This window comes from Flagellimonas taeanensis (assembly GCF_003584105.1).
Classification (GTDB): Bacteria; Bacteroidota; Bacteroidia; order Flavobacteriales; family Flavobacteriaceae; genus Flagellimonas; species Flagellimonas taeanensis.
On the sequence record NZ_QXFO01000006.1, the window covers coordinates 124,434 to 148,064 of the forward strand.

The window sequence follows — 23,631 nt, forward strand, 5'->3', positions numbered from 1 at the left end:
TATGTACACCCCACCCCACTATCAAAACAATGACATGGATGAAATCAAGGATTTCCTGATCCATAACAGTTTTGGCATCCTCATCAACATTGTGGACAACAAACCCTGGGGCACCCACATCCCCCTGGAACTGGAGACGGACGAAAATGGGCATGATATTCTGGTGGGACATATTGCCAAGGCCAACCCCCAGCGGAAGAGTTTTGACAACGGAGCGGAGGTGTTATGTATTTTCAATGGACCACATGCGTATGTTTCCTCCTCGTGGTACAAGGAAGAGGAAGTACCCACTTGGAACTACATAGCCGTGCACGTCTATGGCAAATTGAAGGTGTTGAGTGAAGCGGAGACCATGCAATCCATGCACCGATTGGTGGAAAAATACGAGAGCGACTCCAAGAACCCCATTTCCCTGAAAAACATGTCCTCAAAAACGCTACGGCAGGTAAAGGGAGTAGTGGGTTTCCAAATCCAGATCACGGACATACAGGCCACCTACAAACTATCTCAGACCCGTATTGAAGACCACCCCAAGATCATTTCCGAACTTGGCGAACGGGATGCCGGGAGCAAGGCCATTGCCCAAAAAATGGACAAAAGCAGTTCCTAAAATCTACTCCACATCCTGAAAAATGGCATCTGCCCAATTGGAATATCTGGGATTCTCCACGTGCATGATCCAAAGCTCATCGGTATATTGCCCTTTCATTTTGGAGCGATAGGCCGCATAGGCATCTTCATTTTCCTCATATTTGGCCAAATACACATAATTGAGGCCATTGTCCGGGTTTTTGAAATATTGGGCTTCCAGGCCTTGATCCTTCAGTTTTCCCATGAATTCCCTTAGGTAGTTTTCATTTTTAAAAACATTGGCCACAATGTAGTGTCCTTGCCCCACCCCATCAAGGTTGATGAATTTCTCGATGGGTTTGAAGGCACCTCCATGAAAGGTTCCCTCCTTCTCTTTCTCCACTGTTTTTTGAGTCTTTTGGGGCTTGGAGTTTTGGGCCAATGCAGAACCTTCCATAGAACTGTAAATGGAATCCAGGTCCTTACTGTCCGCCAAGTAAAGTTTTTGTGCCTTCGCCTCGATTTCAGGGTTTTTCTCTCCTGTGTGTCGTTTCACGATTCGCATGACCATTTCGAAGCGCTTCTCCATGTCTCGCTCCCTATTCCTCTCCAAGGAGTCCATCCGATAGACCAATTCGTTGATCACGGCATAATTGTCTTCTTGCAACTCTCTTAATTGGGCAATCTGCTCTTCCCAGAAGGCCAAGTCTTCCTTGTTGGTGGGTCGTAAAGTGGTCTGGACATCCAATTTGCTCCTTGAACCGTCCTTATCCTTGTTTTCTTTCTTATCGGCATCTGCCACAAAGGTTCCTTCTATCGGTTTTTTGGTCTCCCCATCTGGGTTTTCCTCATTGGACACAAAGGTGTTCTTGGAAAGTGTGGGAACGAAGGAATAAGCTATCGAAATTTCATGCGTTACCCCAAGGTTGGCAATACTGTTACTGATGTTCTTTTCAAAATTATAGCCAAAGGAGAGTCGTCTGTTCAGGTTGAAACCGGTTCCGGCCGAAGCACCGTACAACTGATCGTACCCTCCTTGGATCCAACCCAATTTGGGAAGATCCAAAATAATACCACCTCCAAAAATGGGATCTTCTTCCCCATCAAAACGGGCCCTTGCCAAAGGCAAAAGCCTACCATCCTCAAATATTCCGGCACCGTTCGCAAACTCATGGGTGAACTGGATGTGACCAGAGAAGGTCTTTTGGCCCAAGTCGGTCAAAGATTTACCCGAGTTGATGTTGTAATCCACCAAGTTTTGGGCAAATACCCCAAAGTCAAATTTTCCTACGGACAGGTTGAGACCCGGCTGAAAAGAAATAATGGAATTCTGGGAAGCATCGCTCAACAAGGGGTCCTCTTCAAGGGCCACTGCACGACTGGGGTCGTAACTGCTCACGTAATAAGGGATGTTCACCCCAAAGGTCAGACTGCTCTCCCTTCCCAGTTTGATCCCGTGGGAATAATTGGCCATGACCCCCAAGTTGGAAATGACTCCTTCCTGTTGGTTATAAAGGCTAAAGCCCATACCGATCATATCATTGATCCTTCCGCTGTAGCTGAGAAAATAGTTCTGCCTGTTGTTGTCAAAATCCGCACTTTGACTTCTATGAAAAAGGTTGATGTAGGATTTATCCTCTCTCACTGCCGAAAAGGTAGGATTTATCAAGAACCTATTGAATTTCAACAAGTTCTGAAAAGGAACATCATAGCTCACATAAGGGTTGCTCTCTTGGGCAACAGTATTCTGGCCCATCATAAGGCAGACTGCCAGAACATAAAAGACCCTTTTACAATTAGGTAGGGGAAATTTTTGGGGGAATAAAAGTAGTTTTACATCCATAGCCGATTGGAATTTGTAGGTTAAGCTTCCTGATTTGGGTCAGGTTTGTATGTTTATTACTAGGTCTCATTAGCAAGATTTGGGGACTTGTAAGAGTTTTATTACTAATTGTAATGTAATATTACGTAAATTATCGGCTAAGCGCCAATTTTTTCGTTGAACGGTGAGGTGAATTGAATATATAACGTGTTACAGCTCAAAATATTGGAGCAAATCTTCAAAAAAAGCTAAAAAATCCTCTTAATTTTGATTTATAGACATATTCCAAAATGCCAATATCTGACACCATCTCCGTAATTCCATATTCCGATTCCTATCAGCAAGAATTTAAGGAACTTAACGAGGCCTGGATCACCAAGTATTTTAAGATGGAGAAGATGGATTATGCCGCACTTGATCACCCAAAAGAATACATTTTGGACAAAGGTGGCTATATTGCGGTGGCCATTTTGGATAACCAAGCCGTCGGGGTCTGTGCACTTATCCCAAGCCAAAAGGAAGGGTATGATTTTGAACTGGCCAAAATGGGTGTGTCCGAGCATTTGCAGGGCAAGGGAATAGGCAAATTACTGGCCCGGCACGTCATTGATAAAGCAAAGGAGATGGGTGCCAAAAAACTCTATCTGGAGAGCAACCGGGTTCTTGGACCCGCCCTTTCCCTCTATCAAAAGTTGGGTTTCAGGGAAATGATAGGGGTCACTTCCCCTTATGAACGTAGCGACATCCAGATGGAACTGCACTTGGATAACTTTTAAACTTATCCAATGGGATTTTGGCCATTATTGGAGAATATACAACATCCCTTCTTTTTCATTATGTTCCAATCGGACACCATTGCCATAAAAATCAACAATTTCATTTAGATTGATCAATACAGTTTCTTCATAATTTCCAATAGTTGTGCCCGGATGGGGACTCGTCACTACCCATATTCTTTTGATGGTACAGTTTTTTTCGGCCCTAGGTTTGGGAAAGCTTGTCCACACAATTTCGAGTAAATCATGGGATGTATTGTTTTTTATGACTATGGTTTCCAAGCTTATTTGTTTGCCTATCTTATCGGTATTTGCATGATTTATGGAGTAGCTATAAACTTGATTGTCCCCAAAGACCACATAGCCATCATGGGTTTTCTCCTTTCTTTCATATAATATGTAATTATTGGCGATTAAATTCAAAACTCTTTCAAAGTCCCTTGGTTCAACAAACAAAGCGCCCTCATCCTCAACAATTTGAACAAAACTGGAAACACTAGGAATCATATTTTCGGACAATTGGTGCTCCAATACATCTTTGTCCGCAATGGTTGGCATTAAATATACCTTATGGTCTTTTTTAAGGGCAATGCCCACAAACTTTCTGTCGTCAGAACAACCCAAAATCAGTAAAGCCAAAATAATCAAGCAAGAAATCTTTTTCATTTAAGTAATAATTGAGTGAATGCTCTTATTGGTATCGACATTTTCATCCATGAAAAGTAGAAAAATATAATACTGGACAGACGGACAATTGATCTATGGTGCATTTCAATTGACGGAAACATCATTTAAACTAACCGCTTATTTCTTCTTCATTGTCCGATTGGGGTCCTTCATTGAAATTTGACCATTACTTGTAACCATGTCTTGGACCTATATCTTCTTTTGGTCCCTAATTTTCACATATTGTTAAAAATGAGTACCTTAATACTGTTCAACCTAAAAAACCTTTCAGCCATGGGAACAGTAAAGAAATTGAACAAATGGGCCAATGCCCACACCTATTATCCGTTGGATTTTTTGCGGGTGGCACTGGGAGTTTTCCTTTTCATCAAGGGAGTGGAATTTATGGCCAATCATGCGGAAATGGCAGAAATGGCCAAGCCTTTTGAAGGCATGCCCGGGGGCATGATCATTCTCCACTACATTGCACCTGCCCATTTTGTGGGAGGAATACTCATTGTTGTGGGACTCCTGACCCGCTGGGCAGCCATTGCACAGCTACCTATTCTATTCGGGGCCATCCTTACCAATTTTTTGGGCACCATGGATGTGGGCAATCTATCCATCGCAACATTGGTCTTGCTTGCCTGTCTATTCTTTATTGTCTATGGATCAGGGAAACATTCGGTGGACTATTACCTCAAAATGGAAAAATAACCTAAAGGTTATCCAACTGGTTGCTCTTACCGTCTGAACTGATCGTCCAAAAGAAGCCCACAAAGAAAAAGCTGTCCGCTGCCGGGGTAATGGCACGTCTGTCGAAGACTCCATCCATGTTGGGAGTGTCCGCGTATTGGTAATTGCTGACATTGTTGAACCCCAAAATATTGCTTGCAGAAAAGTAGAGAATCTTCTGTTGGTCTATCAGGTACGCCCAATTGAAGCTAAGATTGTTGAAAGACCTGGTCTTCTCGGCCATAAATTCTGGGGTGTTGGGATTGTCATAGGGCCTTCCAGAACCGTAGGAATAGGTAAGCCCAACTTGCGAGCGGAGCTTGTCCACCCAATATTTGGTCACTACGGACAGGTTGTGCTTTGGGGCAAAATTAGGAGTGGCCCTTTCCGTGAAATTTTGATAGTCCCTCTGGGTGTCCAAATACGAATAGGAGACCCAATAATCAAGATATTCAATGCTCTTGTTATCCCTCCAGAAGAGGTCCAAACCACTGGCATATCCTGCGCCTGAGTTGGCAAAAGTGGAACCATATTCAGGCGTTTCGGTGTTGTATTTGATCAAATCATCATAGTCTTTGTAATAGGCTTCAGCCCTGAAGGTCTTACCATTGCCCACATATTGATAGTTCAGGATATAGTGCGAAGCCTTCTCAAAATGTAAGGCCCCATCAAACTTGACAACATCTGAAATAGGTCTTTGGTAAAAATCGCCATAGGCCAAGGAGAACTGTCCATTTTCCCCTGGCTTGTAGGCCAACGATACCCGCGGTGAAAAGTTGAAATCATCCAACAGGGTACTGTGCTCTCCCCTGACCCCGAGTTTCATGGCAAACCTGTTGCTCAAAAAGATATCAGACTCTGCAAAAGCCGCCCTAAGTTGTCCATTGTAGCCCGTACCAAAAACAGCATCCTCCGCATTGGTATAGGTTTCTTCGAAATCCGAGATGAAAAGCTCTGCACCGACGCTAAGGTCAAATCGACTGTTGAAGTTTTTTCTGGCCTTCACCTTGATATGGGAGGCCGTTTCCTTGGAGTCGATTTCGTTTCCTTCAAACCCCACATCGTTGGTATCCCAAGAAATGGAAGCTCCTGAGGCAAGGCTCCAGTCATTCTCAAAAAAATACTTGTATGAAGAATTAAAGTAAAGGTTGTTGTTGGTCAATTGAAAATTCACAAAATCAGTATAATTGATGTCTTCCTGTTCTATATCCAGATTGGCATGGTTGAAACCTGTGTAGAGCTTGAACATACTCCTATCTCCCTTGCTCCTGAAGACCGCTTCCCCGGAAATGGATTCGTAAGGACTGTTCCAACGAGTCCCATTTTTGGAAGGGATCAAGGCCTCATAGGGGGCCAAGTTGATGTAGGAAGTGTTCAGGCTCAGGGACTGATCGCCCCAGATTTCGGTATGACCCAATCCTCCCCCGACGGACATGATGGAAATATCCGTTTTCTCCTGATCGGGCACATCGGTGGTATTCAGCAAAAGAACACTGGATAACGCCTGTCCGTATTCGGCCGAATACCCTCCCGTACTGAAGGTGATCCCTTTAAAAAGGAATGGTGAGAACCGGCCCCGTGTAGGAATATTGTTGGCCGTGGCGCTGAAAGGTTGGAAGACCCTGAGCCCGTCTATGAACACCTGGGTTTCCCCCGCTGTTCCTCCCCGAACGAACAGACGTCCGTCCTCATTTATGGTGGTCGTTCCCGGCAATGTCTGCAATGCGGCCACAAAGTCGCCCGCAGCTCCGGCCGTGGTCACAATGTCCAACGGTTTCAGTACCGAGACTTTGGAATTATCGCCCGCTTCAAAAGTTCCTGCACTCAAGGTGACCCCTGACAATGAATTGATGGCCTCCACCAACTGGATCTTCAAATCCTTGAAGTAAACAATGTCACCGATCTCATAATGAGATTCGTAGGACAACATGGAAACCACCAAGGTTTGGGTGCCCGTCTCCGAGGTTTCAAAACTAAAGTGGCCGCCCTTGTCGGTAGATGCCCCATCATAGGTGCCCTCCACATATACATTGGCCCCTTCAATGGGATTCATCTTGGCATCGGTCACCGTGCCCGACACGGTCGTCTGGGCCATCATAAAACCAAGGTTGAAAAATAGAGTGAATACAATAAGAATGTTTTTCATGACTGTTCGTTTGATTGTTGCCACAAAATTGCCCCGACCTTGTTTGTCATACCAAAAGGAAGTACCCAACTGTGGATTTTTGATGATGGATCGGGATGCCGTTTTGTCCTCTACAATTCAACCCTGGAAAATAACAGTTCGGTGTTTCACAATTTTTAGAAAGGCTCTCCTACCCGAGATTTGTATCAACATTAACATCAAAAACAATCCTTATGAAAACTGTTGCCCTAGTATTGAGTTTTTTCTTGGTGAGCATGATATCCAAAGCACAAGAAAAGATTGGAACAAGCATTACCGTCACCATCGACAATGTAACCAGCAATGAAGGAAAGGTAATGGTCGGCTTGCACACGGCAGAGACCTTTATGAAGGGACCAGGTGTCCAAAACCTTGAAAGCACCATCGAAAACGGAAAAGTGGTGCTGACCTTTACTGCTGTTGCCCCAGGCACTTATGCCATTATGGCCATGCACGATGCGAACGGAAACAACCGAATGGATTACGAGTCCAATGGAATGCCCAAAGAGAGTTATGGTTCCTCCGGAAATGACATGTCCTTTGGACCGCCCAATTTTTCAGCCTCCAAGTTTGAGGTCGGAGAAGAGGACCTAGAGCTGACCATAAGGTTCTAGAACGCTTTTCAATCCGAAAGGAGGTTGTCTAAAAAGAGGTTAAATTGTCATTTTGAGCGCAGTCGAAAAATCTCTACTGCCTTGATATCATATAGTTGAATTCTTGAAAGATTCTTCATTTCATTCAGAATGACACTTTTTAGACAACCCCTTTTGTTTTATCCCAATCCTGGGCTTTTCTTATAGATTATCCTGATGGTTTTTCATACTTTTATATTTCAAATTTATTGTTAGATGACCATCACCCAACTTCAATATGTGCTTGCGGTTGCCGAGCATAAAAATTTCACTTTGGCCGCCGAGAAGAGCTTTGTTACCCAACCTACCTTGAGCATGCAAGTGCAAAAATTGGAGGATGAGCTGGGTGTACTCATTTTTGATCGTAGTAAAAAACCCATTTCCATCACCGAAGTGGGCAAGAAAATCGTGGCCCAAGCGAAAAATATTGTAGCGGAAGCCGAGCGCATCAAGGATATTGTGGACCAGGACAAGGGATTCATCGGTGGGGACTACACTTTGGGGATCATCCCGACCGTAATGCCCACTTTACTGCCTATGTTCCTGAATACCTTCATCAAAAAATATCCGAAGGTGAACCTCATCATCAAAGAACAGTCCACCGACAACCTGATCAAGAACATCTTGGATGGGCACTTGGATGCCGGTATTGCCGCCACTCCCCTGGAAATTGAGTTCATCAAGGAAAGACCGCTTTATTATGAACCATTTGTGGGGTATGTGCCCAAAAGCCACCGATTATCCTCCGAGACGCAACTGACCACGGACCATTTGGATGTGAACGATGTCCTTTTGTTGCAGGACGGACACTGCTTTAGGGACGGGGTCATCAATTTGTGCAAAGCCTCCAAAAATATGAATGGGGAACACTTCAAAATAGAAAGCGGGAGTTTCGAAACCTTGATAAGTCTTGCTGACGAAGGCATGGGGATGACCTTGTTGCCCTACTTGAACACCCTTCAACTGGGACTGCAAAAAAAGGAAAACCTGAAGCCGTTCAAAAGCCCTTCACCCGCACGGGAAATAAGCCTCATCTACCACAAAAGTGAACTGAAAATCCAAATCACGGAGGCCCTCAGGGATGTGATTTCCAGCATCGTTAGGGGTGCCATCACCTTTCAGGACGTGAAGATCATCAGCCCGTTGTCCAAAAATTAAAAGGGCCGCATTTCTGCGGCCCTAGTTTTAAGCTTTTAACAATAGTAATGTGGGTTGCAACTCCGGTTTGTCCAAAATGTAAAATTGCAACCAGATTTTAAGTTCCTCAATTTCACTGGGCAATAGCCTTGAAATAGCTTTCTTCAATTCCTTATTGAAGAGTTTAGCATCAAAACTTACCTTTTGAAGGATGGTTTTGGTGTAATCCAACATAGCTCTTGGCATAGAAATTTGATTAAATTGGGTAATTGGTTGTGCTCTAAATTAGCTAAAAAACCTTTTTGAAAAACCAAAAATCCAGTTAAAAAATAAATAACTTCGTGTTAACCACAACGTACAAAGTGCATGGATATTTCAACTGGAAACCTCCTTCAAAAACCAATTTATCTCCTTTCCTTTCTGCTTGCCCTTCTCGCCAGCTGCTCCCCCACGCGTAGATTTGTGAGCGGTCAATTGGAGAAGGAGAGCCTCTCCCATTCTTTCCATGGCCTCGTCGTGGTGGATGCAAAATCGCAAAAAACCTTGTACGACACCAATGGGGACAACTATTTCACCCCGGCCAGCAATACCAAGATCGTTACTTTCTATACGGGTGTAAAACTGCTGCCCAAAAATATCCCCACCTTAAGATATGCCACTGCCAATGATACCTTGTTCATCGAAGGCACAGGAGATCCATCCTGGCTGCACCCCCATCTTAAGGACAGTACGGCCATCCACTGGCTGAAAAACCAAGGGACCATTGCCCTGTACACCAAAAATTCGGAGGAGCTCCGCTTTGGCCCGGGTTGGGCATGGGAAGATTATGATACTTATTTTTCCCCTGAAAAGACTGCTATCCCCTTATATGGCAACGTGGCTACGATTTCCAATACCGAACAACTGGAAGTGTCTCCCTCCCTTTTCCTTGATTCCACTGATGTTATGGAAAATCCGTTTAAAAGGGACGAGCTTGTCAATCATTTTTATATAGCCCCTACGGAACAGGATACGCTTGAAGTGCCTTTTATCACCAGTGACAGCCTTACCAAGCAACTCCTGGAAAAAGTGCTCCAAACAAAGATTGCATTGGTGGACCATTTTCCCGATACACCCAAAGAAACCTTATATGGTATGGAAACGGATTCCATCTATAAGCAAATGCTGTTCAAAAGTGACAACTTTTTGGCCGAACAATTGCTGATGGCCTCCTCTTCCATGCTATCCGACACTTTGGGGACCCAAAGGGTCATAACCTATATGTTGGAGCATGACTTGGCCAATCTGGCGCAACAGCCCAGATGGGTGGACGGTTCCGGACTTTCGCGCTACAACCTATTCACTCCGCGTTCTTTTGTTCAGATCCTGCAGAAACTCTATAAAGAAGTACCCGAAGAGCGTCTTTTTGGCATATTCCCGATGTGGGGACCAACAGGTACGGTCGAGAAATGGGAAGACCCCAACACCGAGCCTTTTCTCTTTGCCAAATCTGGGTCTTTTGGTAACAATTACAACCTGAGCGGTTACATCAAGACCAAGAAGGGCAGGTTGCTCATCTTCAGTTTTATGAACAATCATTTCAAAGTGCCTTCCTCCGAGATACGGAAAACCATGTACTCGATATTGAAGGAGCTCCACCTCAACTATTGACCAAAAACAGCATTGATCTGCGCATATTGAAGCAGCATGATGGTCTTGGCATCCTTGATCTCGCCTGTTTTCACCATTTCGAGTGCCTCATCAAAACTGATTTCCAGCACCTCAATGTTTTCGGTCTCATCTTCCGCCCCACCTCCTTCGCTGACCTTCATGGAGGCTTCGTACTCGCCAATGAAGAAATAGAGGATCTCGGTTACAGAACCAGGAGACATGTAGGCTTCGAACACCTTTTTTACCTTATCAATCTTATAGCCTGTCTCCTCCTCCACTTCCTTTTTTATGGTCTGCTCGGCATTTCCCTTTTCCAAAAGGCCAGCGCATGCCTCTATCATCATGCCATCCGCATTGCCGTTCAAGTAAGTTGGCATGCGAAACTGTCGGGTGAGGACAACGGTGCCTTTTTTGGTATTGTACAACAAAATGACGGCTCCATTACCACGATCATAGGCTTCCCGGACCTGGGCTTCCCAAGTTCCGTCTTCCCTTTGGTATTCAAAAGTGACTCTGTTGAGGGTGTACCAATTGTCGGACAACAGCTCTTTTTTAATGTTCCTGATGTTTCCGTATTTCATGGGTTGACTTAAACGGTTACGGTTTTGTTCAAATATCGGCGGAATGGAAGCATTTCCTTATAAACTTCCACGATTTTTTCTTTGAAATCGGGTCGGAACACTTCTTCCCTTCCAAATTCATGTGCCACCGCAAAGGTCTTGTTCTTCAGTAAATCGATATGCGGATGGTCGCTGGAAAATCCTTTCGGGGCATTGGTCAATTTTTCGTCTTCATACAATCCTCCGAACGTCTGTTGGAACGAAGGCTTGTCCAATATAGCTTGAAATGCCTCTCCATCATAATCGATACCTTCCCGAATGCTTCGCAACGTGTTGGGGTCGGGGCGCCAAAAACCACCCGCCAACAGGCATTGTTTCAATCCAATCTCAATATAGAAATCCGCCGAATGGGGCGCTTTGTCCAAACCCGCACCAAAATGGTCCTTATACACTGGCTTGTTCGGGTGGAACATCAGATTGTTGTTGATGCGGTTGATGCCTTTCTTGCCCGGTGTGGGATAGTAATCGTCATGCAATTGCGCCATGGTCAGATCCAAATCGTCCAACCATGCAATGAAATCATGTCGAAGGGAGCGGTACCATTTGCGGTTCGCATCCATCCATTCCTTATTGTTGTTTTGTTGCAGTTTTTCCAGAAATTGGAAGAGGTCTTTAAAATTCATGGGCTTGAGGGTCAATTTTTGATACGACCTTATGTATGATATGATTCTTTTAGTTGTTTTCCTTTATGATATCTTTCAATTTTTCCAGTTGCGCATCGGATTTCCAAAGAATTTGATCCATGTCCCGCTCAATTTTTATGTCGGGCTCCGTACCAAAACCGTCTAGGATTTTTCCATCTTTTTGAAAGGAGACCATGGTACTGATCTTTCCAAACAATTTGGAATTGGGCAAATCGAACCAATCACTATTGCCACTGGAGCCATCGGTTGTTGCGCCCACAATGGTCATGTTGGGCAGCCCTTTGAAAACCGAGACAAAAATTGATGCTGCACTGAAAGTCTTTTCATTGGCTAAGATATAGACAGGCTTGTCATAATAAAAGGATTGCCCGGTCAATTTTTTCCCGTTCAACAGGCCAAAATAATATTCGCTGTACTTGGTGTCATCCAGTTCATATATCGGTTCGAAGGTGTTCAAAAACGCTTTAACAGCTGCCCGCTCCCGTTCCGTCAGTTCATCGATGGAATACAAAAATCGATTGTTCAAACTCTGTTTGTAATCTTCCGGTAATGGAATTGGCCCTCTTTGTCTGGTAACGTTCACCACATGGATGGAATCGGGGTGCACCACATATTTTGCAAATTCATAAAGTAGGTCACGGGTTCCACCACCATTGCTTCTTACATCGATGATCAATGCTTCGCTATCATCTTTAATGGATTCCATAAATGAGTTCAGCTTGTCAAAAAGAAGGGGGGCCTCCTCTTTGTCTGCCATTTCAGGGAGCCTGATATACGCAATGCCGTCTTCCACATTGAATAACTTTTCAATGATTTCAGGTTTGTTATAATCTTCATCTTTTACAAAAAGATATTGACTTTCAAACTTTTCGTCCCAGGGGTGTAATCTTTCCGACCTGTCAACTACAGGTACCACCACGACTGTATCCTTTTGCCAATTGCCATCTGAAAGTGTCAACTTGATTCCTTTGGGCAAGGGTTTGTTGAGCAGTCTGTAATTTTTTTCTATGTCCCGAATATCCCTCACAGCTAAAGTGAAATAGGTTTGCTTCGGGGCAGTTATATCTTCGGGGCGCGTCTTTTGCAGAAAATCCTGAATATCGGTTCCATCGATTTTTTTGAGAAAAGGGAATTGGGGGTAAAGTATTTCCAATTCGTTGTCCTGGTCCGAATTCAAAACAACGACTTTATCGCCAAGCGGCGCATAGATAAATGGCAAAAAGAGGGATTCATTCAAGTCATACCCTCTTATGGTGGTCATCGAAGAATGTCTGTCCCCAATTTTTCCCAGTGTTTGGGTAAGGAATAGACCGAAATCTTCGAGTGTGGTGGAATCCCCTATTTTCTTTAGATAAGTATCAAAATCAGTATTAAAGTCATAACCATTCAGATACACATAGGAAGATTTGTCATTAAGGGTCTTTCGTAAAAATTCAATATCATTTGTAATCTGTGCCTTGGTCAACACATCATCCTGAGCCAAGGAAACAATGAGATTCAGGCAGCAAAAGATGGTAATTAGGGTTTTCAGTTTCATCGGAAAGCTTCTTTTTTGAATCATATGGCAATTGGTTTCCAAAGGGCTTAAATGAAAAATTGGATGTTAAGCTTTGAAACCTAACATCCAACTTCTCTTGATCTGTTTCTAAAATCGGTTGTCCCCGTCCAGCAGGTCGCCCAATCCGCCCAAGATACTGCCCTCGCCCTTGTCCTTTCCGCCTCCTTTGGGAGCGGCGGCCCATACACGGCTGGCCAATCGACTGAACGGCAAGGACTGGATATAAACGGTGCCCGGTCCACGAAGTGTCGCAAAGAAAAGGCCTTCCCCTCCGAACACTGTATTTTTGATGCCGCCCACAAATTCGATGTCGTAGTCCACGGTCTGGGAAAAGCCGACAATACAGCCCGTATCCACCTTGAGTACTTCCCCGGGAGCCAGTACTTTTTTGGCCATGGTTCCGCCTGCGTGCACAAAGGCCATACCATCGCCCTCCAGTTTTTGCATGATGAAACCTTCACCGCCAAAGAAACCTCGGCCCAAGCGTCTGGAGAATTCTATCCCTACTGAAACGCCCTTGGCCGCACACAAAAAGGCATCTTTTTGGCAGATGAACTTCCCTCCTTTTTCCGAAAGGTCAATGGGGATGATCTTGCCTGGATAGGGTGAAGCAAAACTTACGTTCTTTTTGCCGTGGCCAATATTGAGGAAGGCGGTCATGAACAAACTTTCACCGGTGAGCAAACGCTTGCCTGCGGAGAACAATTTGCCCAATACGCCAGTGTCCTGATTGGAACCGTCCCCGAAGATGGTGTCCATTTTTATATCCGAATCCATCATCATAAAACTGCCAGCCTCGGCCACAACGGCTTCTTGTGGATCTAGTTCGATCTCCACATATTGCATTTCCTCTCCGTAAATGTGATAGTCTATTTCGTGTGCGTTCATTTTTTGATTGTTTTTTGATTACTGTTTATATGTTGGTTGGCTTGGGGTTTTGTTACAATTATCTGTTTAGAAAGGTGCATCATCTTTTCCTAATTACCGCTTACCATTCACCTTTTACCATATCTACCCCTTCACCTTCACCGTCCACTCAAAATGAAAGGTAGAGACCTCTACCCCATCCGCATTTACTCCTACGGATTTCATCCAACAGGTTTGTCCTTCCCCGGTTTCCACGGTTTTTCTGATGGCATCGGCAATCAATGGTCCATCTTCACAGGTAAATGAAATACGACCCGTTGCTTTTTTGGTGAAGGTGGCCTTGTTATTGGCCACCAGCATGGAGATCTTTTTGCCACTTTTTTGGATTTCGTTCATCACCAAAGCCCCCGTACTGAGTTCGGCTGCCATCCCCTGCACCGCCCAAAACATCGATTTGAACGGATTTTGATTGACCCATTTGTGCTTAACCGTGGTGATGGCCTTCTGCTCATCTATATATTTGAGGCGAATGCCGCACCACCAGGCCGAAGGCAGTTTTAGAAACGTGAATGTGTTGATTTTACTGGGTGTCAGTGCCATAAGAAATTATTCTTTGGCTTAAAAATAGACAAATTATCTCTATTTTAAATTGTTAAAAATATGTTAATTTATAGTACTTTGTTTTGCATAGTACTGTTCTTTGAATATATATTTGCATCGTAAGCTAATAGGTTTACCCGTTTACACATCAAAATCATCAATCAAAAATGGCAACTACATTAACCAAACACGAACGAAACTTATCCGCGATCATCCACGCATCAACGTTCTCGAAGTACTTTATCCCCTTCGGAAACTTTATTATGCCCTTGATCCTTTGGATGTCCAACAAAAAACAGTACGACTTTGTCGATTACAATGGCAAACAAGCATTGAACTTTCAAATCAGTATGCTGCTGTATGCCATTGTGGCCGGTTTGATCACCATACCTTTCTTTATCGGATTCATGCCGGACCTTTTTGACTGGGATGTTTTCGGTTTTCACCGTCTAAGTAATCTGAACAACCTCAACATCCATATCAGCAGTGATGATTTTAAGTTTGGGCGACTTTTCTGGCCTGCCAGCATTACCGGGCTGCTACAGGTAGGACTGGCCGTTATGAACATTGTTTTCACCATTTTGGCCACCATCCGTACCAACGAAGGGCAACAATTTAAATATCCCTTCACCATTAAATTCATCAAGTAATGAAACAGATAAAAACATTATTCGCCCTTACCTTAATCGGATTGACAACTTTGGCTAATGCGCAGGGTGAAAAAGAATCAGAATTATACCAGACCATTGTCCGAATGGACAGCATTTATTTCAATGCCTATAACACCTGCGACATGGAAAAACAGGCAGAGATCTATGATGAGGATTTGGAGTTTTATCATGACATGGGAGGTCTTTCCAAGGACAAACAGGGTCTTTTGGAGAGCATTGAAAAGAACATTTGCGGAAAAGTGACCCGGGAATTAGTTCCAGGCAGTATGGAAGTATACCCTATCAATGGCTTCGGTGCCGTTGAAATGGCACTGCACAAGTTCCATAATAAAGAAGAGCCAAATGCACCATCCCATCCAAGTAAGTTCATCGTTATTTGGAAGCAAGTGGGGGATCAATGGAAAATAAGCAGGGTGGTTAGCCTTCACTAAAATCAATCATCAATCAAAAAAACAGGAGTTCATTCATCAATCAAAAAACGAAAAGTTCATCAATCATCAATCAATCAAAAAACGTTTCCTCTCCCCTGCTCATCACAGGGGAAGGAGTGGGAACAAGGCCAGACCCGATTTGGTCAATCAAAAACGAACAGTTAATTTAATAGACCCATGAAGTTATGAACATAGAAAACACAAAAGCACAGATGCGCAAAGGGGTCCTGGAATACTGCATCCTGTCCATCCTAAAGGATGACGATAAGTATGCCTCGGAGATTCTGGATGCCCTGAAGGACGCAAAGATGCTGGTGGTGGAAGGTACCATATACCCTTTGCTCACAAGGCTGAAAAATGCCGGATTGCTCAACTACCGTTGGGAAGAATCCACATCGGGACCTCCTCGCAAATATTACGCGCTGACAGAAACAGGCCAACTGTTCCTCAAGGAACTCAACGGCACCTGGGACGAACTAAGAAATGCAGTCAATCTGGTAACCAACACAAAATAACAATCAAAAAATGAACAAGACAGTAAATATAAATTTGGCAAATACGCTCTTCCACATCGACGATGATGCGTACAATAAGCTGAGACGGTACCTGGAGTCCATCAAACGATCGTTTGCGGGAACCAAGGGAAGTGATGAGATCATAGCCGACATCGAGGCGAGGATCGCCGAGCTCTTTTTGGAGAAAATGGAAAACGAGCGACAGGTGATCACCCACAAGGAAGTGGACCAGGTCATCGATGTGATGGGACAGCCCGAAGACTATATGGTGGACGAGGACATTTTTGAGGACGACCCCAAAAGAACCTATGCCGAACCCAGTCCGAAGGCCAAAAAACTGTACCGGGACATCGATCATAAGTACATTGGTGGTGTCTGTGCCGGTCTGGAACACTACCTGGGGTTCGATGCCATTTGGATACGGATCATCTTCATCCTGCTGGCCGTTTTTACCTCGGGCTTTGGGCTTATTGCCTACATTCTTCTATGGATCTTGGTCCCGGAAGCGGCCACTACCTCCCAAAAATTGGATATGCGGGGGGAGCCCGTCAACATCAGCAATATAGAACGCAAAGTTAAAGAGGGGTTTGATGATGTTGCCGACAAGGTAAAAAACGTTGACTACGAAAAAGTGGGCAATAAGGTCAAAAGCAGCTCCAAGACCTTTTTTGATACCATCGGGGACATTATCCTGTTCCTCTTCAAGGTATTCGGCAAGTTCATCGGCATATTGCTGATCATTATTGGGGCATCCACCCTTATCGGATTGTTCTTTGGGCTGTTCACCGTGGGCATGTTCGACGCGGTACATTTCCCAGGAGTGGATTTCTATGAGATCGTGAACACTACAGGAGCGCCCGTGTGGGTAGTATCCCTGCTCATGTTCTTTGCCATAGGCATTCCCTTTTTCTTTGTCCTGTACTTGGGACTGAAGATTTTGGTGAACAATCTCAAATCCATCGGGAACATTGCCAAATTCACTCTTTTGGGGCTTTGGTTGATCTCCGTTGGGGCCCTGATCGCCCTTGGCATTCGTCAGGCTGCGGAATTTTCGAACACGGGCAGTGTGCACGAACAGGACCAACTTGTCCTAGAAAATGTAACCGATACGATCGTCATCCGAATGAAAAACCCCGGCTACGAGTATACTAGGGACGATATTCATTTTGGACGTATGTCTTTTGCCTACGACAAGGATGACAATAGGGTGCTCATTTCCGATGAGGTCGACATCAACGTGAAAAAGGCAGAGGATTCCATCGTTTCCCTGTCCATACGAAAGGACTCCAATGGCAGTTCCTCACGGGCCGCCAGGGACAGGGCAAAGAACATCAAATATGGCTACGAACTTTCGGGCAACGCTATCATTTTGGACGAATATCTTATCACGGATGTTTCCAACAAGGCACGGAACCAGGAAGTGACCACCACCATCTATATCCCTGAGGGCAGGATGGTCCAGTTCGAAGAGTCCACAAGATACCATATGGGCCGTGGCATAGCCAATGATAAGGATTATTACAGAAGCAGTATTGTTGGCCATGTATGGCTCATGGGCAAAGATGGCGAGCTAAAGTGCCAGGACTGCCCCGATGAAGATGACGATAATGAGAGGGACGGAAATGGCAAGATCATCATCAATGAAGATGGAATAGATATCAACATCAAGGACAACAAAGATTCCTTTGAAATGAAGATCAATGAAGATGGTATCAAGGTAAAGGCCGGGAACTAAAAACTACAATTGGGAACTCAAATTCCACAATTGGGTACAAATTAATTCATATCACACCTATTAAATAGGACATTTACACTGTTGAATTTCAGTGCAGGTTACAACTAAATCAATCAATAATGGGTGCTCAGTGAAGTAGGGCATCAAAAAACAACAATCATGACAACACTAGCAAGATTAGCAATCGCAGTACTATTATCCCTGTTCACCTCGTCCTGTATGATGGACATGAACTTTGGGAGCGGCAAGACCGGAAACGGCGAAGTCGTGGAGGAAAACCGCAATGTGGATGAAGATTTCACGGTGGTATCCGCTTCGGAAGGAATAGACGTATTCGTAACACAGGGCGCAGAGTTCAAGATCACCGTTGAGGCGGATGAGAACATCATCGACCTGATAGGAACAGATGTCAGGGAGGGGAGACTAAAAATCCATGCCATTGAGAACATTGGAAGGGCCACCAAGAATGTGTATGTGACCCTTCGCAACGTGGATGCATTGGAAAGCTCAAGTGGTGCCGACCTTATCGTCCAAAACATCATCGAGACCGGGAAAATAGATCTTGATGCCAGTAGTGGTTCCGACCTTCAGGTAGAAGTGGTGGCCGATGAGATCTCTGCAAATGCCAGTAGTGGCGCGGATATCCGAATATCGGGCAAAGCGGATATGCTCTATGCCGATGCCAGTAGTGGCTCCGACATCAAAGCAAGGGACCTGACCGTAAAGACCTGCCACGCCGATGCAAGTAGCGGTGCGGACATTTCCGTAAACGTATCCGAATCCTTAGTGGCCGATGCCAGCAGCGGTGCGGACATCTCCTATACCGGTGATGCCAGTGTAGAGACCAAAAAATCGGTTTCAGGAAGCGTACGCAAGTACTAAGATCCATACCTCAAAAAAACAAAAGGCCCGCCCGATTTCGGTGGGCCTTTGTCTTTAATAAATAGGCCCGAAGCCCTATCTTAGCATGATCATAAAAAGAAAGTTCCATGCAGATAGCGATTAAAAAATATACCTTGCAACTCGCCCATACGTTCACCATTTCCAGGGAATCCCACGATACCCAGGACACTATGATCGTGGCCCTTTCCCATAAGGGACAAACAGGATATGGTGAGGCCACCTCCAACCCCTATTACAAGATTACCGTGGAGAGCATGACAGCCGAGATTGAAGCAGTGAGGCAAGCCATTGAAGGATATGATTTTGACGATCCGGAAAATTTCTATCGGCATTTGGAATCCCTGAACCTTGAAAAGTTCACTTTGTGCGCACTGGACCTAGCAGCCAACGACCTCTACGGAAAACTACTGGGCAAACCTCTTTATGAAATCTGGGGCACCGACAATAGCCACTACCCGACCACCAACTATACCATCGGCATTGACACTGTTGAAAAGATGGTGGAAAAACTCAAGGAAAAACCATGGCCCGTTTACAAGATCAAACTGGGCACCCAGGACGATGTTGCCATAGTGAGGGAGCTCCGCAAACATACAGACAGTATATTCCGTATAGATGCCAACTGCGCATGGACTGCTGAGGAAACCATCCAAAATGCACCACTGCTGAAGGATCTCGGTGTTGAATTTTTGGAACAGCCCCTCAAGGCCGATGACTGGGAGGGCATGGCGAAGGTGAGAGCACATTCCGCACTTCCTGTGATTGCCGATGAAAGTTGTATTGTGGAAAGCGATGTGGAAAAATGTGGTCCCTACTTCCATGGGATCAATATCAAACTGACCAAATGTGGCGGACTGACCCCTGCCCGACGCATGATCAAAAAAGGGAAAGAACTGGGGCTGAAGATCATGGTGGGTTGCATGACGGAATCCACGGTTGGGATTTCTGCCATTGCACAACTGACCCCTCAACTGGACTATGTGGACATGGACGGTTCGTTGCTGCTCAAACATGACATTGCCCTAGGGGTCCAGATTTTGGATGATGGAAAGGTCATTTTTCCCAAACTTCCCGGAAGTGGGATAGAGCTGATCTAATGGCGTATTCCATCGCCCGCATACCCGACCGACTGGTTCAAGCAGATGGCAAAACGTACCTCTACTTTGGAGGCACCGCCTATCTGGGACTTCAATCCTATCCTCCTTTTGTGGAACTATTTTCCAAAAATGTGGAGCGATATGGCATGCATTACGGAGCATCAAGAAAATCAAATGTCTCGTTGGACATCTATGGAATTGCGGAGGACCATTTGGCAAAATGGGTCGGGGCGGAAAGCTGCCTTACCCTGTCTTCGGGATATTTGGCCGCCCAATTGGTCATCCAGACCTTATTGCAGCAAGGACACTCCTTGTTTGCCGCTCCCAATGCACACACCGCACTCCATTTGAACGGAGTGACCAAAACGGAAAGCTTTAAAGATCTTACGGATAGGCTCCTGAAAGAAATCAACAGGGGTGGTCCAATACCTGTACTTCTTTTTGACACCATTGACTTTTCAGGAAACCAGTTCCCGCATTTCGATGTCCTAAAAAAACTTCCTTTGGAAAAGATAATGCTCGTTGGTGATGATTCTCACGGCATCGGTATTGTCGGAAAAGGTGGGGGCGGTTGTTATGGTATGCTCAAAACGTTGAATCCGGCCAAGTTGATGGTCTGTTGTTCCTTGGGCAAAGGCCTTGGAATTCAGGCCGGCGCCATATTGGGAAACCACGAGGATGTAGAAATGCTTCGGAACACTCCCTTTTTTGGAGGAGCGAGCCCTCCCCTACCCGCTTTCATGGGTACGCTGTTGGATTCTACCGACATCTATGCCGAAAGAAGAAAAAAGCTCATGGAAAATGATGCACTATTTAAAGATCTATTGGATCATCCTTCCCTTTTCAAACACATGGAAGGGCATCCTACTTATGAGTTTGAAGATGCGGATTTGGCCAAGGCTTTGGAAAAAAATGGTTTCATCACCACCTATTTCAACTATCCGGATGCAGACGGGCCCATTGTGGGCCGGGTGGTCTTGAGCGCCTATCACGAAAAAGACGATATCCAACAATTAGCCTACTGTTTGAACTCGCTTCAAGCTTAATTGTTTTATAACTATTAAAATTAGTTTATTATGAAATTTCCCTTAAAAAAAAGATGCTGTTTTTATGCATTGCTGTCCTTTGTTTTCATGGCATGCGAAACAAAGACGTCCACTGTACCCAACAAAGCTGAAGAAGCCATTTCCTCCGTTAAAAGCACATACGCTCCCGATACACGGGTCGCCCTTTTCGACATCGAAGCCGTAGAAGGCCCCGAGGGGTATACCTTAAAAGGGGGCACAAACCTCCCAGAAGCTTTGGATGCCTTACGAAAACAATTGGAACAGAAACAAATTGTTTTTCAGGACAGTGTGGAGGTACTTCCTTCAGCGAGTTTGGATGGAAAAATATATGGCGCCATAGCACTTTCCGTGGCCAATTTAAGGTCCCGTCCGGCCCATTCCGCGGAAATGGTCACCCAAGGAACTTTGGGAATGCCCGTAAAGGTGTACCAAAAGCAAGATAGCTGGTACCGTATCCAGACCCCTGACCACTATTTGGGATGGGTGGACAGTAGAGGAATAGCATTGATGGACAAGACCCAATTTGAAGATTGGAAGGGCTCAGAAAAATTGATCTACACCAAAACCTATGGACATTCTTTTATTGAAGCGGATGCTTCTTCCCAAGTGGTATCGGACCTTGTTGCAGGGAATATTTTAAAGTTGGTCACTGAAAATGTAGCTTTTTATCAGGTAGAATATCCTGATGGAAGAAATGCCTATGTCTCCAAATCCGAAGCGTCTCCATATCTGGACTGGAAATCGAACTTGTCCTTTACCAAGGAAGCCTTGGTTGAAACCTCCAAAACGATGTTGGGCGTACCCTATCTGTGGGGAGGCACCTCCACAAAAGGGGTGGACTGCAGTGGTTTTACCAAGACCGTGTATTTTATGAACGGCATGATCATCCCCCGTGATGCCTCGCAACAGATCCATGAGGGAACCTTGGTTGACGATTCAGGGGAGTTTGATAAACTCATTCCTGGAGATCTGCTCTTTTTTGGAAGAAAAGCCACAGATTCAACTTCCGAAAGGGTGGTCCATGTGGGCATGTGGATCGGGAACAATGAGTTTATCCATTCTGCCGGGAATGTACACATCAGCAGTATGGCCAAAAATGCGGACAATTTTGACGCGTACAATTATGACCGCTACTTGAGAACCAAACGTATTCTGAACCAAAAGGACGAAGGCCTTTTGTACTTGACGGAACAAGATGTTTTTTAATCCAGTGAACGCCAATAAAAAGGCCATCCGATGGGATGGCCTTTTTGTATTCAGTGACTAGATTTGTATGAGCCTATTCATCCCACCAAACGGGAACCACGGGATCCTGTTGGTTGGCCAATACGTTTGCTTCGTTTCTGGTAAGCTCTGTAGGGGGATAATTGGCCCTTCTGAACCACTGTCCGGGGAACTCGGTATCCGCACTTTCCTCTTCGCTCCTAATCTGAAGTCCAGTAAAAACATCATCAGAAAAATCATATCTCCTATAATCCACGAAGGTCTCAGGATTCAGGAAGTTATGGATGTATTTTTCTTTCATGATATGGTGTAGCATCAGTGCTCCTTCTCCCACATCGATGGCGGCATCGGCCATATAGTCCGCACCATCCACATCATACATTTCCATACTGGCGGCTATACCGTCCATATAGGCTGCATAGGCAGTGGCATTGGAACCTACACTGGTTGTAGTGCCCCCATTGGCCAAAAATGCGGCTTCAGCCTTTATAAAAAGTACTTCGGCATAGCTGATGAGAATGAGGGGCGAATCCACACTGGTATAAAAACCGTCTTCCCTGAACCTTGTGTTGGCATCTGTGCCATCGGGGGCTATACCACCCCCACCACTGACAAAGCCTTTATATTCGGCCTCATCGCCATTTTCGGCAAACAAGGGCAATCTTGGGTCAATTTCCACAACACCGCCCAAGAAAGGATAATAATCCCCGTTCATGGAGCTTACCAATTGGCTGGCAATATCCTTACTGAGGTTACCGGTCTCCCTGGCCAGTATCTCTTCGGAATACCACGGGTTGATGTTCTTCTCATTATAGTACATGGCAAAGTTGTCATCATTTGAAGTAAATCCATTTTCAACCGTTGAAAGCACTTCAGCGGCCGTTACCACTCCCTTGTTCACCAAATGCAACTGATAACGGGCCTTTAGGGAATAGGCTGCCCTTAGCCATTGTTCAACATCACCACCATAGATCAAATCCGATGAACCAAGTCCAAAACCAGAGTCATCGGGTGCGCTCAATTTTGCTATGGCGCCGTCCAATAGGGTGAACACCTCATTGTAAATTTCCTCCTGGGTATCGAAACTCGCAAAGTTGTTATCAGGGCCTTGTGTGGCTTCTGAGTATGGAATATTGTCCCAAGAATCGGTAGCAATTCCAATATTGGCCGCAATCAGGATATCGGCAATGGCATCAATATGGGTTGCTCCCGTCTCGGCGGCCTTTACCTTGACAGCTTTAAGATTGGGTAATACATAGAGATAAACCTGGCTCCAAAGCCCATCAGCAGAAGTTTGCCCTGCTGCGCCGCCGCCCGTGCTCACAAAATTCTGCACGTAGTTGCCAAAGGCAAGCTCTGCCGACCTTTGTCCTTCCAATGTACTGTGGATGACCGGGGCCATAAGGTCCTGCATGCGCAAATCTTCCAATGGCGCCGTATTGGAAGGCGTGTTCACATCAAAATAATCTTCACTACACCCCACATAGGCAGCAGTGGAGAGTAGTATAAATGCCTTAATTATATGTATTTTTCTCATAGTTCTTTTT

The 23,631-nt window shown here is 45.0% G+C and carries 24 protein-coding genes; 14 read left to right on the forward strand and 10 right to left on the reverse strand.

The features are described 5' to 3' along the window. Position 1 precedes the first annotated feature (1 nt). Complete coding sequence (locus D2V93_RS01530; protein WP_119618094.1) at positions 2-610, forward strand: FMN-binding negative transcriptional regulator; 609 nt, start codon at positions 2-4, stop codon at positions 608-610. Positions 611-613: 3 nt separating this feature from the next. On the opposite strand, the gene D2V93_RS01535 is transcribed toward D2V93_RS01530, so the two are convergent. Then, the gene (locus D2V93_RS01535) at positions 614-2,413 is read right to left on the reverse strand and encodes a PorP/SprF family type IX secretion system membrane protein (protein WP_119618095.1); all 1,800 of its coding nucleotides are present in this window, start codon (positions 2,411-2,413) and stop codon (positions 614-616) included. Positions 2,414-2,682: 269 nt separating this feature from the next. On the opposite strand from D2V93_RS01535, the gene D2V93_RS01540 reads away from it, so the two are divergent. Further along, entirely contained in the window at positions 2,683-3,168 is a 486-nt protein-coding gene (locus tag D2V93_RS01540; protein ID WP_245978041.1) for a GNAT family N-acetyltransferase, read from the forward strand. Positions 3,169-3,192: 24 nt separating this feature from the next. On the opposite strand, the gene D2V93_RS01545 is transcribed toward D2V93_RS01540, so the two are convergent. After that, positions 3,193-3,834 carry a hypothetical protein gene (locus tag D2V93_RS01545; protein WP_119618096.1) on the reverse strand — a complete coding sequence of 214 codons (642 nt, stop codon included), beginning with the start codon at positions 3,832-3,834 and terminating at the stop codon, positions 3,193-3,195. Positions 3,835-4,128: 294 nt separating this feature from the next. Between D2V93_RS01545 and D2V93_RS01550 the strand changes: the two genes are divergently transcribed. Then, positions 4,129-4,551 (forward strand): DoxX family protein, encoded by a 423-nt coding sequence (locus D2V93_RS01550; protein WP_119618217.1) that lies wholly within the window; start codon positions 4,129-4,131, stop codon positions 4,549-4,551. Between the two features lies 1 nt (position 4,552). Here D2V93_RS01550 and D2V93_RS01555 read toward each other — a convergent pair whose 3' ends face one another. Then, positions 4,553-6,715: a TonB-dependent receptor gene (locus D2V93_RS01555; protein ID WP_119618097.1), complete on the reverse strand. Its 2,163-nt coding sequence runs from the start codon at positions 6,713-6,715 to the stop codon at positions 4,553-4,555. Positions 6,716-6,927: 212 nt separating this feature from the next. Between D2V93_RS01555 and D2V93_RS01560 the strand changes: the two genes are divergently transcribed. Further along, a complete protein-coding gene (locus D2V93_RS01560) occupies positions 6,928-7,347 on the forward strand; it encodes a DUF2141 domain-containing protein (protein ID WP_119618098.1) in 420 nt (139 codons plus the stop codon). Positions 7,348-7,581: 234 nt separating this feature from the next. Then, positions 7,582-8,523, forward strand: a complete 942-nt coding sequence (locus tag D2V93_RS01565) for a LysR substrate-binding domain-containing protein (protein WP_072882127.1) — start codon at positions 7,582-7,584, stop codon at positions 8,521-8,523. Positions 8,524-8,550: 27 nt separating this feature from the next. On the opposite strand, the gene D2V93_RS01570 is transcribed toward D2V93_RS01565, so the two are convergent. Beyond that, positions 8,551-8,748 (reverse strand): hypothetical protein, encoded by a 198-nt coding sequence (locus tag D2V93_RS01570; RefSeq protein WP_072882128.1) that lies wholly within the window; start codon positions 8,746-8,748, stop codon positions 8,551-8,553. Between the two features lie 120 nt (positions 8,749-8,868). On the opposite strand from D2V93_RS01570, the gene D2V93_RS01575 reads away from it, so the two are divergent. Further along, positions 8,869-10,152, forward strand: coding sequence for a D-alanyl-D-alanine carboxypeptidase (locus D2V93_RS01575; RefSeq protein WP_119618099.1), 1,284 nt, complete (start codon positions 8,869-8,871; stop codon positions 10,150-10,152). Here D2V93_RS01575 and nudK read toward each other — a convergent pair. The 5 genes from nudK to D2V93_RS01600 form a co-directional block, all read right to left on the reverse strand. After that, positions 10,146-10,733, reverse strand: a complete 588-nt coding sequence (nudK, locus tag D2V93_RS01580) for a GDP-mannose pyrophosphatase NudK (protein ID WP_119618100.1) — start codon at positions 10,731-10,733, stop codon at positions 10,146-10,148. The genes D2V93_RS01575 and nudK overlap by 7 nt on opposite strands. Positions 10,734-10,741: 8 nt before the next feature. Beyond that, positions 10,742-11,395, reverse strand: a complete 654-nt coding sequence (locus D2V93_RS01585) for a DUF2461 domain-containing protein (protein WP_119618101.1) — start codon at positions 11,393-11,395, stop codon at positions 10,742-10,744. A gap of 49 nt (positions 11,396-11,444) precedes the next feature. Further along, on the reverse strand, positions 11,445-12,953 hold the full coding sequence (locus tag D2V93_RS01590) for a S41 family peptidase (protein WP_182849915.1): 1,509 nt from the start codon (positions 12,951-12,953) through the stop codon (positions 11,445-11,447). 108 nt (positions 12,954-13,061) lie between these two features. Beyond that, positions 13,062-13,862, reverse strand: a complete 801-nt coding sequence (locus D2V93_RS01595; RefSeq protein WP_119618103.1) for a TIGR00266 family protein — start codon at positions 13,860-13,862, stop codon at positions 13,062-13,064. A gap of 123 nt (positions 13,863-13,985) precedes the next feature. Next, positions 13,986-14,441 carry a DUF4442 domain-containing protein gene (locus D2V93_RS01600; protein ID WP_119618104.1) on the reverse strand — a complete coding sequence of 152 codons (456 nt, stop codon included), beginning with the start codon at positions 14,439-14,441 and terminating at the stop codon, positions 13,986-13,988. A 167-nt stretch (positions 14,442-14,608) separates the two neighbouring features. Here D2V93_RS01600 and D2V93_RS01605 point away from each other — a divergent pair, with 167 nt between their 5' ends. The 8 genes from D2V93_RS01605 (at position 14,609) to D2V93_RS01640 (ending at position 22,066) form a co-directional block, all read left to right on the forward strand. Beyond that, complete coding sequence (locus tag D2V93_RS01605) at positions 14,609-15,091, forward strand: DUF4870 domain-containing protein (RefSeq protein WP_119618105.1); 483 nt, start codon at positions 14,609-14,611, stop codon at positions 15,089-15,091. Beyond that, positions 15,091-15,543 (forward strand): nuclear transport factor 2 family protein, encoded by a 453-nt coding sequence (locus tag D2V93_RS01610; protein ID WP_245978043.1) that lies wholly within the window; start codon positions 15,091-15,093, stop codon positions 15,541-15,543. Before D2V93_RS01605 ends, D2V93_RS01610 begins: the two co-directional genes overlap by 1 nt. Positions 15,544-15,728: 185 nt before the next feature. Beyond that, positions 15,729-16,058: a PadR family transcriptional regulator gene (locus tag D2V93_RS01615; protein WP_072882137.1), complete on the forward strand. Its 330-nt coding sequence runs from the start codon at positions 15,729-15,731 to the stop codon at positions 16,056-16,058. Positions 16,059-16,068: 10 nt separating this feature from the next. Further along, entirely contained in the window at positions 16,069-17,793 is a 1,725-nt protein-coding gene (locus D2V93_RS01620) for a PspC domain-containing protein (protein WP_119618106.1), read from the forward strand. 159 nt (positions 17,794-17,952) lie between these two features. Beyond that, positions 17,953-18,675, forward strand: coding sequence for a head GIN domain-containing protein (locus D2V93_RS01625; protein WP_119618107.1), 723 nt, complete (start codon positions 17,953-17,955; stop codon positions 18,673-18,675). 107 nt (positions 18,676-18,782) lie between these two features. Then, complete coding sequence (locus tag D2V93_RS01630; RefSeq protein WP_119618108.1) at positions 18,783-19,793, forward strand: dipeptide epimerase; 1,011 nt, start codon at positions 18,783-18,785, stop codon at positions 19,791-19,793. After that, a complete protein-coding gene (locus D2V93_RS01635) occupies positions 19,793-20,839 on the forward strand; it encodes a pyridoxal phosphate-dependent aminotransferase family protein (protein WP_119618109.1) in 1,047 nt (348 codons plus the stop codon). Before D2V93_RS01630 ends, D2V93_RS01635 begins: the two co-directional genes overlap by 1 nt. Positions 20,840-20,869: 30 nt before the next feature. Beyond that, complete coding sequence (locus tag D2V93_RS01640) at positions 20,870-22,066, forward strand: SH3 domain-containing protein (protein ID WP_119618110.1); 1,197 nt, start codon at positions 20,870-20,872, stop codon at positions 22,064-22,066. Between the two features lie 73 nt (positions 22,067-22,139). Here D2V93_RS01640 and D2V93_RS01645 read toward each other — a convergent pair whose 3' ends face one another. Further along, entirely contained in the window at positions 22,140-23,621 is a 1,482-nt protein-coding gene (locus D2V93_RS01645) for a SusD/RagB family nutrient-binding outer membrane lipoprotein (RefSeq protein ID WP_119618111.1), read from the reverse strand. Between the last annotated feature and the right edge of the window lie 10 nt (positions 23,622-23,631).

Bases quoted from the DNA above. Each gene is read 5' to 3' on its own strand.
- D2V93_RS01530 (WP_119618094.1), top strand. From the start codon at position 2: ATGTACACCCCACCCCACTATCAAAACAATGACATGGATGAAATCAAG.
- D2V93_RS01535 (WP_119618095.1), bottom strand. From the start codon at position 2,413: ATGGATGTAAAACTACTTTTATTCCCCCAAAAATTTCCCCTACCTAAT.
- D2V93_RS01540 (WP_245978041.1), top strand. From the start codon at position 2,683: ATGCCAATATCTGACACCATCTCCGTAATTCCATATTCCGATTCCTAT.
- D2V93_RS01545 (WP_119618096.1), bottom strand. From the start codon at position 3,834: ATGAAAAAGATTTCTTGCTTGATTATTTTGGCTTTACTGATTTTGGGT.
- D2V93_RS01550 (WP_119618217.1), top strand. From the start codon at position 4,129: ATGGGAACAGTAAAGAAATTGAACAAATGGGCCAATGCCCACACCTAT.
- D2V93_RS01555 (WP_119618097.1), bottom strand. From the start codon at position 6,715: ATGAAAAACATTCTTATTGTATTCACTCTATTTTTCAACCTTGGTTTT.
- D2V93_RS01560 (WP_119618098.1), top strand. From the start codon at position 6,928: ATGAAAACTGTTGCCCTAGTATTGAGTTTTTTCTTGGTGAGCATGATA.
- D2V93_RS01565 (WP_072882127.1), top strand. From the start codon at position 7,582: ATGACCATCACCCAACTTCAATATGTGCTTGCGGTTGCCGAGCATAAA.
- D2V93_RS01570 (WP_072882128.1), bottom strand. From the start codon at position 8,748: ATGCCAAGAGCTATGTTGGATTACACCAAAACCATCCTTCAAAAGGTA.
- D2V93_RS01575 (WP_119618099.1), top strand. From the start codon at position 8,869: ATGGATATTTCAACTGGAAACCTCCTTCAAAAACCAATTTATCTCCTT.
- nudK (WP_119618100.1), bottom strand. From the start codon at position 10,733: ATGAAATACGGAAACATCAGGAACATTAAAAAAGAGCTGTTGTCCGAC.
- D2V93_RS01585 (WP_119618101.1), bottom strand. From the start codon at position 11,395: ATGAATTTTAAAGACCTCTTCCAATTTCTGGAAAAACTGCAACAAAAC.
- D2V93_RS01590 (WP_182849915.1), bottom strand. From the start codon at position 12,953: ATGAAACTGAAAACCCTAATTACCATCTTTTGCTGCCTGAATCTCATT.
- D2V93_RS01595 (WP_119618103.1), bottom strand. From the start codon at position 13,862: ATGAACGCACACGAAATAGACTATCACATTTACGGAGAGGAAATGCAA.
- D2V93_RS01600 (WP_119618104.1), bottom strand. From the start codon at position 14,441: ATGGCACTGACACCCAGTAAAATCAACACATTCACGTTTCTAAAACTG.
- D2V93_RS01605 (WP_119618105.1), top strand. From the start codon at position 14,609: ATGGCAACTACATTAACCAAACACGAACGAAACTTATCCGCGATCATC.
- D2V93_RS01610 (WP_245978043.1), top strand. From the start codon at position 15,091: ATGAAACAGATAAAAACATTATTCGCCCTTACCTTAATCGGATTGACA.
- D2V93_RS01615 (WP_072882137.1), top strand. From the start codon at position 15,729: ATGAACATAGAAAACACAAAAGCACAGATGCGCAAAGGGGTCCTGGAA.
- D2V93_RS01620 (WP_119618106.1), top strand. From the start codon at position 16,069: ATGAACAAGACAGTAAATATAAATTTGGCAAATACGCTCTTCCACATC.
- D2V93_RS01625 (WP_119618107.1), top strand. From the start codon at position 17,953: ATGACAACACTAGCAAGATTAGCAATCGCAGTACTATTATCCCTGTTC.
- D2V93_RS01630 (WP_119618108.1), top strand. From the start codon at position 18,783: ATGCAGATAGCGATTAAAAAATATACCTTGCAACTCGCCCATACGTTC.
- D2V93_RS01635 (WP_119618109.1), top strand. From the start codon at position 19,793: ATGGCGTATTCCATCGCCCGCATACCCGACCGACTGGTTCAAGCAGAT.
- D2V93_RS01640 (WP_119618110.1), top strand. From the start codon at position 20,870: ATGAAATTTCCCTTAAAAAAAAGATGCTGTTTTTATGCATTGCTGTCC.
- D2V93_RS01645 (WP_119618111.1), bottom strand. From the start codon at position 23,621: ATGAGAAAAATACATATAATTAAGGCATTTATACTACTCTCCACTGCT.